Raw genomic sequence first — 14,599 nt, 5'->3', positions numbered from 1 at the left:
TACGCCGTCCTCGGCGCGGCCGCGTCCGCAACGCCCGAGGAACTACGGGGCCACGTGGCCGACCGGCTCCCCGAACACCTCGTCCCCTCCGCGGTCGTCGTCCTGGACGCCCTCCCGCTCACCCCCACCGGCAAGCTCGACCGCCACGCCCTGCCCGCCCCCGAGACCCGCACCGGGCCGGTCGGCCGCGCCCCCGCCACCCCCGTCGAGCGAACCCTGTGCGGGCTGTTCGCCGATGTCCTCGGCCTGGACGAGGTCGGCGCGGACGAGAGCTTCCTGCTGCTCGGCGGCCACTCCCTGCTCGCCGCTCGCCTGATCAGCCGCGTGCGCCGCACCTTCGGCGTCGAGATCGGCATCCGCGAGCTGTTCCGGGACCCGACCGTCGCGGGCCTCGCCCGCGCCCTCGACGGCGCCGAGCAGGCCCCGCCGGCCCTGCGCCCCGCCGAACGGCCCGCCGAACTCCCTCTGTCCCACGCCCAGCAGCGCATCTGGTTCCTCAACCGGGCCGAAGTCACCGGATACCCGCGGGCAGTGGTGAGCGGCGCCACCTACAACGTCCCGCTCGCCCTCCGGCTGCGGGGCACTCTCGACCCCGACGCCCTGCGCTGGGCCGTCGACGACGTGGTGGAGCGCCATGAAGCCCTGCGCACCCTCTACCCCGCCCCCGACGGCCGGCCCCGCCAGCAGGTGCTGAGGCCCCGGGAAGCCCGCGCCGCCTGGACCCACAGCTCCCCGGGCGAGGCCGGTGTCAGCGCGGCACTCACCGCCGCCGCCCGGCGGGGGTTCGACCTCGCCGCCGAACCGCCGCTGCGGGCCCACCTGTTCGAAGCCGGGGCGGGGGAGTGGGTCCTGCTGCTGGTGGCCCATCACATCGCCTGTGACGGGTGGTCGTTGGCGCCGCTGGTGCGGGACCTGGCCGCGGCGTACGGGGCCCGCGTGGAGGGGCGCGCGCCCGACTGGGCGCCGCTGCCCGTCCAGTACGCGGACTACACCCTGTGGCAGCGGGAGCTGCTGGGCGACCCGGCCGACCCGGACCCCGCGCTCACCCGACACCTCGCGCACTGGCGGCAGGCCCTGGCCGGACTCGACGACGAGCTGACGCTCCCCACCGACCGCCCGCGCCCGCTCCAGCCCTCGCACGAGGGCGGCACCGTCCCCGTGGACCTGCCGGCCGACCTGCACGGACGCCTGCTCGACCTCGCCCGCCGCAGCGACAGCACGCTGTTCATGGTGGTGCAGGCGGGTCTGGCGGCGCTGCTGACCCGTCTCGGGGCCGGGACCGACATCCCGCTCGGCACACCCGTCGCCGGGCGTGCGGACGAGGCCCTGGACGATCTCGTCGGCTTCTTCGCGAACACGCTGGTGCTGCGGACCGACACCTCCGGCGACCCCACCTTCCGCGAGCTCCTCGCACGGGTCCGGGAGACCGACCTCACCGCGTACTCCCACCAGGACCTGCCGTTCGAGCGGCTGGTCGAGGAGCTGAACCCGGTCCGTTCGCCGGCCCGCCACCCGCTCTTCCAAGTGATGCTGGTCCTGCAGAACAACGCCGTCGCCACGCCGCGGCTGCCCGGCCTGGAGCTTGTCGAACAAGGCGTGCTGTCCCTCGATGTCGCCAAGTTCGACCTGACCTTCGACGTCACCGAAGGATACGACGACACCGGTCGCCCCACCGGCATCCACGGCACGGCCCAGTACGCGGCGGACCTGTTCGACCGGGGCAGTGCCGAGGCGCTGGTGGCGCGTCTGGTGCGGCTGTTGGAGGGGGCTGTCGCGGCGCCGGACGTCCCGATCGGTGATCTGGACGTCCTGGGTGCGGGGGAGCGGCGGAGGCTGCTGGACGACTGGAACACCACGGACCGTGCGTTGCCGTCCGGGGCGTGTGTGCATGAGCTGTTCGAGGAGCGCGCCGGGCTGTCGGCGGAGTCGACGGCGCTGGTCTTCGGCGACGTACGGGTCTCGTACGGGGCGCTGGAGCGGGAGGCGAACCGGCTGGCGCGGCACCTCGTGGGCGAGGGAGTCCGGCGTGGTGACACGGTGGGTGTGTTGCTGGAGCGTGAGCCGCGGCTGATCGTGACGATCCTGGCGGTGCTGAAAGCGGGCGCGGCGTACACGCTGCTGGACCCGGGATTCCCCGTGGAGCGGCTGCGGGACGTCGTGGGACGCGCCGGGGTCTCACTGGCCGTCACCGCCGGCGACCTCGGTGACGGGCTGGGCCCGGTGGTCGCCCTGGTGCGGCTCGACGCGGACGCGGCGCGGATCGCGGCGTGTGCGGACACGGCGCCGGACCGCTCGGTGGGTCCGGAGGACGCGGCGTGCGTGATGTTCACGTCGGGTTCGACGGGAGTGCCCAAGGGCGTGGTGGCCCCTCACCGGGCCCTCACGGGCACCCTCACCGGCCAGGACTTCGTGGCCTTCGGAGCGGACGAGGTGTGGTTGCAGTGCGCGCCGGTGTCCTGGGACGCGTTCGCGCTCGAGGTCTTCGGGCCCCTGGTGCACGGCGGCACCTGCGTCCTCCAGCCCGGCGGGAAGCCGGAACCGGCGCTGATCGCCGAGCTCATCGCCCGCCACCACATCACCACCGCCTACCTGTCGGCGAGCCTGCTCAACTTCCTGCTCGACGAGTTCCCGGGCTGCTTCACCGGGATGCGCCAGGTCATCGGCGGCGGCGAAGCCGCGTCTCCCGCCCACGCGGCGAAGGCGTTGGCGGAGTATCCGGGGCTGCGGCTCGTCAACGGGTACGGACCGGTCGAGGCGATGATCTTCGTCTCGACCCACCACATCACCCCGGAGGACGCCCGACGCCCCACGATCCCGATCGGCCGGCCGATCGGAAACGAGCGGATGTACGTGCTCGACGAGCGGCTCCGCCCGGTCCCGCCCGGTGTCGTCGGCGACCTCTACCTCGCCGGTGCCGGGCTGGCCCGGGGGTATGCGGGTCAGCCGGGTCTGACGGCGGAGCGTTTCGTCGCGCATCCGTACGGTGTTCCGGGGGAGCGGGTGTATCGCACCGGTGATCTGGTGCGGTGGCGTGCCGACGGTGTCCTGGAGTACGTGGGGCGGGCCGATGGTCAGGTGAAGATCCGTGGTTTCCGGGTCGAGCCGGGGGAGGTCCAGGCGGTCCTGACGGGGCATCCGGGGATCCGTCAGGCGGCGGTCGTGGTCCGGGAGGACCGCCCCGGGGACAAGCGCCTCGCGGCCTACCTGGTCGCCGAACCCGGCACCGCTCTCGACGTCGACGCAGCCCGGGCCCACGCCGCCGCCCACCTCCCCGAACACCTGCGCCCCGGCAGCTTCACCCTCCTGGACGCCCTCCCGCTCACCCCCACCGGCAAGCTCGACCGCCACGCCCTGCCCGCCCCCGACGCAGGCCCGCGCCCCGGAGGCCGCGCCCCGCGCACCCCGCAGGAGAAGCTCCTCTGCGGCCTCTTCGCCGACGTGCTCGACGTCGACCAGCTCGGCGTGGACGACAGCTTCTTCGACCTGGGCGGCCACTCCCTGCTCGCCGCCCGCCTGAGCAGCCGCATCCGCACCACGCTCGGCATCCATGTCGGAATCGGCGAGCTGTTCCACGCACCCACCGTTGCCGGGCTCGCCGAGCGCCTCGACAGCGCCGGCACCGACGCCGACCCGGGCGCCGATGCCGCCCCCCGCCCGGCCCTGCTGGCCGCCCGACGGCCGGACCGCGTCCCGGTCTCCTTCGCCCAGCAGCGGCTCTGGTTCCTCGACCAGGTCGAGGAACCGAATGCCTCCTACAACGTGCCGCTCGCCCTGCGAGTGCGGGGACCGCTCGACACCGGTGCGCTGCGCCTCGCCGTGATCGACGTGATGGCCCGCCACGAGGCCCTGCGCACGGTGTTCCCCACGGCGGACGGAGAGCCCTGGCAGCACGTCCTCGACGTCCGCACCGGCGCCGACCTCGACCTGCTGGCCAGGTCCGCGTGGCACATGGTCGGTCACGCGGAGGAAGACCTTCCCCGGGTCCTGTCCGAAGGCTCCGTCCACCGCTTCGACCTGGCCGCCGAGCCCCCACTGCGGGCCACCTTGTCGACCGTCGCCGACGACGACCACGTCCTCCTGCTCGTCTGCCACCACATCGCCGCCGACGGTTGGTCCCTCGGTCCGCTCGTACGGGACCTCGCCACCGCCTACGCGGTACGCCGGGCGGGCCGTGCGCCGGACTGGTCGCCCCTGCCCGTCCAGTACGCCGACTACACCCTGTGGCAGCGCGAGCTCCTGGGAGACGAGGACGATCCGCAGAGCCTGGCCCGTCGACAACTGGACTTCTGGCGGGAGTCCCTGGCCGGGGCCCCCGACGAGCTGGCCCTCCCCACGGACCGGCCCCGGCCCGCCGTCGCCAGTCACCGGGGTGACAGCGTGCCCCTCACCCTCGACGAGGAGCTGCACGCACGGCTGCTCGACCTCGCCCGCCGCAGCGACTGCACGCTGTTCATGGTGGTGCAGGCGGGTCTGGCGGCGCTGCTGACCCGTCTCGGGGCCGGGACCGACATCCTGCTCGGCACACCCGTCGCCGGGCGTGCGGACGAGGCCCTGGACGATCTCGTCGGCTTCTTCGTCAACACACTCGTGCTGCGGACCGACACCTCTGGCGACCCCACCTTCCGGGAGCTCCTCGCCCGCACCCGCGACACCGACCTCGCCGCGTACTCCCACCAGGACCTGCCGTTCGAGCGGCTGGTCGAGGAGCTGAACCCGGTCCGTTCCCTCGCCCGGCACCCCCTCTTCCAGGTGATGCTGGCGCTCCAGGACGCCACACCGGCCATGTCCCTGCCCGGCTGCGAGGTCCGTGCGGAGCACCCCGAACGCCACAGCGCCAAGTTCGACCTCACCTTCGTCGCCGAACAGCACCACCGCGAGGACGGCACCCCGGCCGGCATGTCCGGCTTCCTGGAGTACGCCACCGACCTGTTCGACCGCGACACGGCCGAGGCGATCGTCGCGCGCCTGGTCCGCCTCCTGACGGCAGCCGAGGCCGAGCCGGACCTGCCCATCGGCGTGCTCGACGTCCTCGCGGCCGACGAACGCACCGCACTTCTCCGCGGCTGGAACGCCACGGCTGTCGACTTCCCGTCCGGGGCGTGTGTGCACGAGCTGTTCGAGGGGTGGGCGGTGCGTGCTCCCGGGGCGACGGCTCTCGTGGTGGGGGACCGGAGGATCGGTTACGGGCAGCTGAACGCGTCCGCGAACCGGCTGGCTCGTCATCTTCGGGATCGTGGGGTGGGCCGGGGTGATCTGGTCGCTGTGCTTCTCGACCGGGGTGTGGATCTCGTCGTCGCCGTGCTGGCCGTGCTGAAGGCCGGTGCCGGGTTCACGCTGCTGGACGCCGGGTTTCCCGTGGAGCGTCTGCGGTCGGTGGTCGAGAGTGCCGGGGCGGGTGTGGTCGTCACCACCGGTGGGGCGGCGGAGGAGTGGCTGGACGGCCCTGCTGTTCTGGTGCGCCTGGATGCCGAGGCGGGGGTGGTCGCTTCGCTGGAGGGTGGGGATCTGGGGCGGGTCGCGGGTCCGGAGGATGCGGCGTGTGTGATGTTCACGTCGGGTTCGACGGGGGTGCCGAAGGGTGTGGTGGCCCCTCACCGGTCCCTCACCGGCACCCTTACCGGTCAGGATTTCGTGTCGTTCGGGCCGGATCAGGTGTGGTTGCAGTGTGCGCCGGTGTCCTGGGACGCGTTCGCGTTGGAGTTGTTCGGTGCGTTGCTGCACGGGGGTACCTGTGTGCTCCAGCCGGGGTTGAGGCCTGAGCCGGCGGCTGTGGTGGAGCTCATGGCGGCCCACGGAGTCACCAGTGTCCATGTGTCTTCGAGTCTGTTCAATTTCCTGCTGGACGAGTTTCCGGGGTGTTTTGCCGGGGTGCGGCAGTTGATGACGGGTGGTGAGCCGTTGTCGGTGGCGCATGTGGCGAAGGCGTTGGCGGAGTATCCGGGGCTGCGGCTGGTCAACGGGTACTCGCCGGTCGAGTCGATGATCTTCACCTGCTGCCGTGCGGTGGAGGAGTGTGACACGGTCGGTTCGTCGGTGCCGGTGGGCCGGCCGGTGGCGAACAAGCGGGTCTTCGTGCTCGACGGGCGGCTTCGTCCGGTACCCGTCGGTGTGGTGGGTGAGTTGTACATGGCGGGTGTGGGGCTGGCCCGGGGGTATGTGGGTCAGCCGGGTCTGACGGCGGAGCGTTTCGTCGCGCATCCGTACGGTGTTCCGGGGGAGCGGGTGTACCGCACCGGTGATCTGGTGCGGTGGCGTGCCGACGGTGTCCTGGAGTACGTGGGGCGGGCCGATGGTCAGGTGAAGATCCGTGGTTTCCGGGTCGAGCCGGGTGAGGTCCAGGCCGTCCTGATGGGGCATCCGGGGATCCGTCAGGCGGTGGTCGTGGTCCGGGAGGACCGCCCCGGGGACAAGCGCCTCGTGGCCTACGCCGTCCTCGGCGCGGCCGCGTCCGCAACGCCCGAGGAACTACGGGGCCACGTGGCCGACCGGCTCCCCGAACACCTCGTCCCCTCCGCGGTCGTCGTCCTGGACGCCCTCCCGCTCACCCCCAACGGCAAGCTCGACCGCCACGCCCTGCCCGCCCCCGACTTCGCGTCCGGTGCCACCCACCGCGCCCCGCGCACCGCGCGGGAGGAAGTCCTCTGCGGCCTCTTCGCCGACGTCCTCGGAGTCCCGGACGCCGGAGTGGACGAGGACTTCTTCCACCTGGGCGGCCACTCCCTGCTCGCCGCGCGGCTGATCGGCCGCATCCGCACCGCCCTCGGCGTCGAGGCCGGCATCCGAGACCTCTTCCAGGCACCCACCGTAGCGGCCCTCGCCCGCCGCCTCGACGGTGCCGACCGGGCCCGGCCGGCCCTACGCCCCGTCGAGCGCCCCACCGAACTTCCGCTCTCCTACGCCCAACAGCGCCTCTGGTTCCTCGACGCGGCCCAGGGCGACACCGGCGGCACCGCCTACAACCTGACCTTCGCCGCCCGGCTCCACGGCACCATCGACCCGGACGCCCTCCGGGCCGCGCTCGTCGACCTCGTCGGCCGGCACGAGGCCCTGCGCACCCTCTTTCCGGCCGTCGACGGCCGGCCCCACCAGTCCGTCGTCCCCGCCCCGCACGCCCGTCCGACCCTGGTCGTCGCCGACCACGCCCACACTCCCGAGGAACTCACCACCGCCGTCCGGGCCGCCGCGGCCCACCGCTTCGACCTCGCCAACGAACTCCCCTTGCGTGCCCACCTGTTCGCGACGGACACGGACGAACAGGTGCTGCTCCTGGTGATGCACCACATCGCCGCCGACGGCTGGTCCATGAACCCGCTGCTGCGCGATCTGGCCACGGCCTACGCGGCCCGCGCCACCGGGGACGCGCCCACGTGGGCGCCCCTCCCGGTCCAGTACGCCGACTACACCCTCTGGCAGCGTCGGCTCCTCGGCGACGACTCCGACCCGGACAGCCTCCTCGCCCGCCAACTGGACCACTGGCGCGACGCCCTGGCCGACCTGCCCGACCACCTGCCCCTGCCCACCGACCGACCCCGGCCCGGGGACGCCCGCGGTGACGGCGCCCTGCTGCCCGTACGGTTCGGCCCCGAACTCCACCGGCGGCTGCGTGACCTGGCCCGGGAGACCCACTCCACTCTGTTCATGGTCGTACAGGCCGGCCTGGCCGCCCTGCTCACCCGTCTCGGCGCCGGGACCGACATCCCGCTCGGTACGGCCGTGGCCGGCCGTACCGACGAGGCCGTGGACGATCTCGTCGGCTTCTTCGTCAACACGCTGGTGCTGCGGACCGACACCTCCGGCGACCCCACCTTCCGCGAGCTCCTCGCACGGGTCCGTGACACCGACCTCGCCGCCTACGCCCATCAGGACGTGCCGTTCGAGCGGCTGGTCGAGGAGCTCAACCCCGTCCGCTCGCTCACCCGCCACCCGCTCTTCCAGGTGTTGCTGGTCCTCCAGAACACCGGGGAGACCGACGTCCGGCTCGGCGACGCCACCGCGCGGCCCGAACCCGTGCCCAACACGGCCACCAAGTTCGACCTGTCCCTCGCCCTCACCGAGACCCTTGACCTCACGGGAGCCCCCGCCGGGCTCGACGGAGGCCTCGAGTTCGCCACCGACCTCTTCGACACCGACACCGCGCGCACGCTCCTCGCCCGCCTGGAGCGCCTCCTGACCGCCGCCGTCGCCGACCCCGACCGCCACCTCGGCGCCCTCGACGTACTCTCCCCCGAGGAACGCCGCACCACCCTCACCACCTGGAACGACACCGCGGCCGCCTACCCGCACGACCGCTGCCTGCACGACCTGGTCACCGAACAGGCCAACCGCACGCCGCACGCCACCGCCGTGATCTTCGGCGACGAGCGGATCGGCTACGGAGAACTCGACGCCCGCGCCAACCGCCTCGCCCACCACCTCACGGAACTCGGCGTCACCCGTGGCGACGTCGTCGGCGTCCTCGTCGAGCGCGGCCCCGACCTCGTCATCGGCTTCCTCGCCGTTCTCAAGTGCGGCGCCGCCTACGTGCCCCTGGACCCGGACCACCCCGAGGACCGCACCCGTTCCATCGTCGAGGAGGCCGGCGTCCGCACCGTCGTCACCCACGGCCGGCTCTCCGGACGGCTGCCCGAGGACCTCACCGTCGTCCGTACCGACGCACCACACGACCGGTCCCTGATCGAGAGCCGGCCCGCCACGGCCCCCGACGTACGGGTCCTGGCCGACGACGTCGCCTGCGTCCTGTTCACCTCCGGCTCCACCGGCCGCCCCAAGGGCGTCGCCTCCCCGCACCGTGCCACCGTCCGCACCTTCTTCGGGCAGGACTACGTCCGCTTCGGTCCCGACCAGGTCTTCCTCCAGTGCGCGCCCGTCTCCTGGGACGGCCTCACCCTGGAGCTGTGGCCCGCCCTGCTGCACGGCGGCACCTGTGTCCTCGCCCCGGGGCAGAGCCCGGAGCCGGCCGTGATCGCCGCGCTCGTCGCCGAACACGAGGTGACCACCGTCTGGCTGTCCGCGGGTCTCTTCGCCGTCATGGCCGACACCCACCCGGAGGTGTTCCGCACCCTGCGCCAGGTCATGACGGGCGGCGAGTCGCCCTCCGTCGCCCACCTCCTGCGCGTCCGGCGGGACTTCCCGCACCTGCGGCTCGTCCATGGCTACGGCCCCGTCGAATCCATGGTGTTCACCAACTGCCACCAGGTCACGGAGAACGACGCGGAACGCACGGTCGTCCCCGTCGGAGGACCGCTCGCCCACACCCAGGTGTACGTCCTCGACGAAGGCCTGCGGCCCGTACCGGCGGGCGTCGTCGGCGAACTGTACGTCTCCGGCGACGGCCTCGCCCACGGCTACCGCCACCGTCCCGCCCTCACCGCCGACCGGTTCACCGCCCACCCCTACGGACCGCCCGGCGCACGGATGTACCGCACCGGCGACCTCGCCCGGTGGCGCGCCGACGGGGCGCTGGAACTCGCCGGGCGCGCCGACGGCCAGGTCAAGGTGCGTGGCTTCCGGATCGAACTCGGCGAGATCGAGGCCGTTGCCGCCCGGCACCCCGGCGTCGCCCACGTGGCTGTCGTCGTCCGCGAGGACCGCCCCGGGGACCGGCACATCGTCGGCTACGTCGTCGGCGGCGTCGACCCGGCCGAGCTGCGCGACCACCTGGCCCGCACCCTGCCCCCCTACATGGTGCCGTCCGCGGTCGTCACCCTGGAGGCGCTCCCACTCACTCCCAACGGCAAGCTCGACCGCCGTGCCCTGCCCGCCCCCGACTTCGCGGCCGGCGCCACCCACCGCGCCCCGCGCACCCCGCGCGAGGAGATCCTCTGTGGGCTGTTCGCCCAGATCCTCGGAGTCCCGGACGTCGGCATCGACGACGACTTCTTCGACCGGGGCGGCCACTCCCTGCTCGCCGCCCGCCTGGCCGCCCGTGTCCGAGGCGCCCTCGGCTCGGAACTCACCATCCGCGACCTCTTCCGGGCCCCGACCGTGGCGGCCCTCGCCCAACGCCTCGACAGCGCCGAGCGGGCCCGCCCCGCCCTGCTCCCCGCCGAGCGGCCCGTCGAACTCCCGCTCTCCCACGCCCAGCAGCGCCTCTGGTTCCTCGACCGGGCAGCAGGCGGCGCCGCTTCATACAACGTCGCCCACGCACTGCGTCTCGACGGCCCACCCGACCGGGCGGCCCTCACCGCCGCGCTCACCGACGTCGTCCACCGGCACGAGGCGCTGCGCACCGTGTTCCCCGAGGAGCACGGCCGGGTACGGCAGCGGATCCTGTCGCCGGTTCTGGCACGGCCGGACCTCACCGTGACGGTCGTCGCCTCCACCGAGGCGGAGAGCCTGGCCCCCGTCCTCGCCTCCCACGCCGCGCGGCCCTTCGACCTCGACTGCGACCTACCGCTGCGAGCCCACCTGTTCGGTGACGGAGCCGGGGAGCACGTACTGCTGCTGGTGGTGCACCACATCGCCTGCGACGGGTGGTCGATGGCGCCGCTGGTACGGGACCTGGCCACCGCCTACGGGGCCCGCGCGGCCGGCCGGGACCCGGGCTGGGCACCGCTGCCGGTGCAGTACGCCGACTACACGCTGTGGCAGCGCGCGCTGCTGGGCGACGAGAACGACCCGGAAAGCCTCCTCGCCCGGCAGACCGCGCACTGGAGGGACACCCTTGCCGACCTCCCCGACACCCTGGTGCTGCCCACCGACCGGCCACGCCCCGCCGTCGCCGGCCATCGCGGCGACACCGTGCCCGTCCGCCTCGAACCGCGCCTCCACCAGGACCTGCTGCGACTCGCCCGGACCTCCGGCGGAACCCTCTTCATGGTCCTCCAGGCGGGTCTGGCGGCGCTGCTGACGCGTCTCGGGGCCGGGACCGACATCCCGCTCGGCACTCCCGTCGCCGGGCGTGCGGACGAGGCCCTGGACGATCTCGTCGGCTTCTTCGTCAACACGCTCGTGCTGCGGACCGACACCTCCGGCGATCCGACCTTCCGCGAGCTCGTCGCGAGGGCACGGGAGACGGATCTGGTGGCGTACGCCCATCAGGACGTGCCGTTCGAGCGGCTGGTCGAGGAGCTGAACCCGGCCCGTTCCCTCGCCCGGCACCCGCTCTTCCAGGTGATGCTGGTCCTCCAGAACAACACCGAGGCGGCCTTCGCACTCCCCGGGCTCCACGCCCGGATGGAGACCGTGCTCAACGGCACCGCCAAGTTCGACCTCACGGCCGCCTTCACCGAGACCCACGACGCCGACGGCACCCCCGCAGGCATCACCGGAGCCCTCGAGTACGCCGTGGATCTGTTCGACCGGGGCGGTGCGGAGGTGCTGGTGGCGAGGCTGGTGCGGCTGCTGGAGGCGGCCGTCGCCGAGCCGGATGCACGGATCGGTGACCTGGAGGTTCTCGGTGCGGAGGAGCGCCGGTTGCTCCTGCGCGGCTGGAATGCCACGGCTGTCGACTTCCCGTCCGGGGTGTGTGTGCACGAGCTGTTCGAGGGGTGGGCGGTGCGTGCTCCCGGGGCGACGGCTCTCGTGGTGGGGGACCGGAGGGTCGGTTACGGCGAGTTGAACGCGCGGGCGAACCGGCTCGCCCGTCATCTGGTCGCGCACGGAGTGCGGCGCGGCGAGACCGTGGGTGTGTTGTTGGAGCGTGACACCGAGTTGGTGGTGGCCGTTCTGGCTGTCCTCAAGGCGGGCGCGGGGTACACCCTCCTCGACCCCGGCCTCCCGGTGGAGCGGGTCCGTGCCGTCGCCTCTCTGGCCGGTGTCTCCCGGGTCGTCACCCTGGCCCGGTTCGCCGGTCACTGGGACGGCACGAGGGTGCGGTCGGTTGCCGTGGATGCCGAGGCGGGGGTGGTCGCTTCGCTGGAGGGTGGGGATCTGGGGCGGGTCGTGGGTCCGGAGGATGTGGCGTGTGTGATGTTCACGTCGGGTTCGACGGGGGTGCCGAAGGGCGTGGTGGCCCCTCACCGGTCCCTCACCGGCACCCTTACCGGTCAGGATTTCGTGTCGTTCGGGCCGGGTCAGGTGTGGTTGCAGTGTGCGCCGGTGTCCTGGGACGCGTTCGCGTTGGAGTTGTTCGGTGCGTTGCTGCACGGGGGTACCTGTGTGCTCCAGCCGGGGTTGAGGCCTGAGCCGTCGGTGATCGCCCGGTTGATCGCGGGGCATGGGGTGACGACGGTGCATGTGTCTTCGAGTCTGTTCAATTTCCTGCTGGACGAGTTTCCGGGGTGTTTTGCCGGGGTGCGGCAGTTGATGACGGGTGGTGAGCCGTTGTCGGTGGCGCATGTGGCGAAGGCGTTGGCGGAGTATCCGGGGCTGCGGCTGGTCAACGGGTACTCGCCGGTCGAGTCGATGATCTTCACCTGCTGCCGTGCGGTGGAGGAGTGTGACACGGTCGGTTCGTCGGTGCCGGTGGGCCGGCCGGTGGCGAACAAGCGGGTCTTCGTGCTCGACGGGCGGCTTCGTCCGGTACCCGTCGGTGTGGTGGGTGAGTTGTACATGGCGGGTGTGGGGCTGGCCCGGGGGTATGTGGGTCAGCCGGGTCTGACGGCGGAGCGTTTCGTCGCGCATCCGTACGGTGTTCCGGGGGAGCGCCTGTACCGCACCGGTGACCTCGTGCGGATGAGGCCCGACGGCGTCGTGGAGTTCCTCGGCCGCGCGGACGGGCAGGTGAAGATCCGTGGTTTCCGGGTCGAGCCGGGTGAGGTCCAGGCGGTCCTGATGGGGCATCCGGGGATCCGTCAGGCGGCGGTCGTGGTCCGGGAGGACCGCCCCGGGGACAAGCGCCTCGCGGCCTACCTGGTCGCCGAACCCGGCACCGCTCTCGACGTCGACGCAGCCCGGGCCCACGCCGCCGCCCACCTCCCCGAACACCTGCGCCCCGGCAGCTTCACCCTCCTGGACGCCCTCCCGCTCACCCCCACCGGCAAGCTCGACCGCCACGCCCTGCCCGCCCCCGACGCAGGCCCGCGCCCCGGAGGCCGCGCCCCGCGCACCCCGCAGGAGAAGCTCCTCTGCGACCTCTTCGCCGAGGCCCTCGGAGTCCCGGACGCCGGAGTGGACGACGACTTCTTCCACCTGGGCGGCCACTCCCTGCTCGTCACCCGCCTCATCAGTCGCATCCGTGCGGTGTGCGACGTCGAACTGTCCGTCAAGACCGTGTTCGAAGCGCCGACCCCCGCCGCCCTCGCCGAGCGCCTGGACGGCGCCGAGAAGGCCCGGCCGGCCCTGCGGCGCCGGCCCCGCTCCTGAGGAGAGACCATGATTCCGTTGTCGTACGCGCAGCAGCGGCTGTGGTTCCTCAGCCGCACGCAGCCGAATCCCAGTTACAACGTGCCGTTCGCGCTCCGCCTGCGCGGCACCCTGGACGAGGATTCCCTCCGCCGGGCGCTGGGGGACGTCGTCGGGCGTCACGAGGCGCTGCGTACCCGCTTCCCGGAGTCGGACACCGGCCCCTGGCAGGACGTCCTGGCGGCCGAAGAGGCCGAAGTTCCCTGGGAGTCCGTCCCCACGGACCCGGACCGGCTCGCCTGCGACCTGAGCGAGGCCGCCCGTCACGTCTTCGACCTGACCACCGGACTCCCGTTGCGAGCCGCCCTGTTCACGGTCGCCGACGACGACCACGTCCTCCTGCTCGTCTGCCACCACATCGCCGCCGACGGGTGGTCCCTCGGTCCGCTCGTACGGGACCTCGCCACCGCCTACACCACGCGCCGCACCTCCGGGCAAGAGCCGGTGTGGCCCGAACTGCCGGTGCAGTACGCGGACTACACGTTGTGGCAGCAGGAGGTGCTGGGGCGTGTGGAGGACCGGGGGAGTGTCGCGTTCCGTCAGTTGGAGCACTGGAGGGGGGTGCTGGCGGGTCTGCCGGAGGAGGTGGCGTTGCCGGTGGACCGTGCGCGTCCGGCTGTGCCGAGTCACCGGGGTGACGCGGTGCCGCTGGTGCTGGGTGCGGAGGTGCACGGTCGGGTGGTGGAGCTGGCCCGGTCGTCGGGTGCGACGGTGTTCATGGTGTGCCAGGCGGTTCTGGCCGCGTTGTTCACCCGGCTCGGTGCGGGGACGGACATTCCGCTGGGGACGCCCGTGGCGGGTCGGTCGGACGAGGCCCTGGACGATCTCGTCGGCTTCTTCGTCAACACGCTGGTGCTGCGTACGGACACGTCGGGGGATCCCACGTTCCGTGAGTTGGTGGGGCGGGTCCGTGACGCCGATCTGGAGGCGTTCGCGCATCAGGACGTGCCGTTCGAGCGGCTGGTGGAGGAGCTGAACCCGGCCCGCGCCCTCGCCCGGCACCCCCTCTTCCAGGTGATGCTCGTCCAGAAGGACGCGGGCGGCCCCGGTGGTCGTACGACCTCCTGGCCGGGACTGGACGTCGAGACGTTCCCCGTCGGCACGGGTTCGGCCAAGTTCGACCTGACGGTGGGGATCGAGGAGCGGTACGACTCCGGGGCTGGTCCCGCCGGGCTGCTCTGGACGCTGGGATACGCCTCCGACCTCTTCGACCACGCCACCGTGGAACGGCTCGCCCGGCGCCTGTCCGTCCTGCTCACCGCGCTCGCCCACGACCCCGACCAGAACCTCGGCGCCGTCGACCTCCTCACCGACG

2 protein-coding genes are annotated in these 14,599 nt (G+C 72.7%); both read left to right on the top strand.

Going from position 1 to position 14,599, the window contains the following annotated elements:
• The coding region (locus RM812_RS38465; protein ID WP_311584990.1) for a non-ribosomal peptide synthetase at positions 1 to 13,245 on the top strand (13,245 nt) is incomplete at its 5' end.
• Positions 13,246 to 13,254: 9 nt separating this feature from the next.
• The coding region (locus tag RM812_RS38460) for a condensation domain-containing protein (RefSeq protein ID WP_311584987.1) at positions 13,255 to 14,599 on the top strand (1,345 nt) is incomplete at its 3' end.

The sequence above is a fragment of the Streptomyces lancefieldiae genome, assembly GCF_031845825.1.
In the GTDB taxonomy this organism is placed as follows: Bacteria; Actinomycetota; Actinomycetes; order Streptomycetales; family Streptomycetaceae; genus Streptomyces; species Streptomyces lancefieldiae.
The sequence above is the reverse complement of the archived record's forward strand: the minus strand, read 5'-3'. Positions and strand labels throughout refer to the sequence as shown.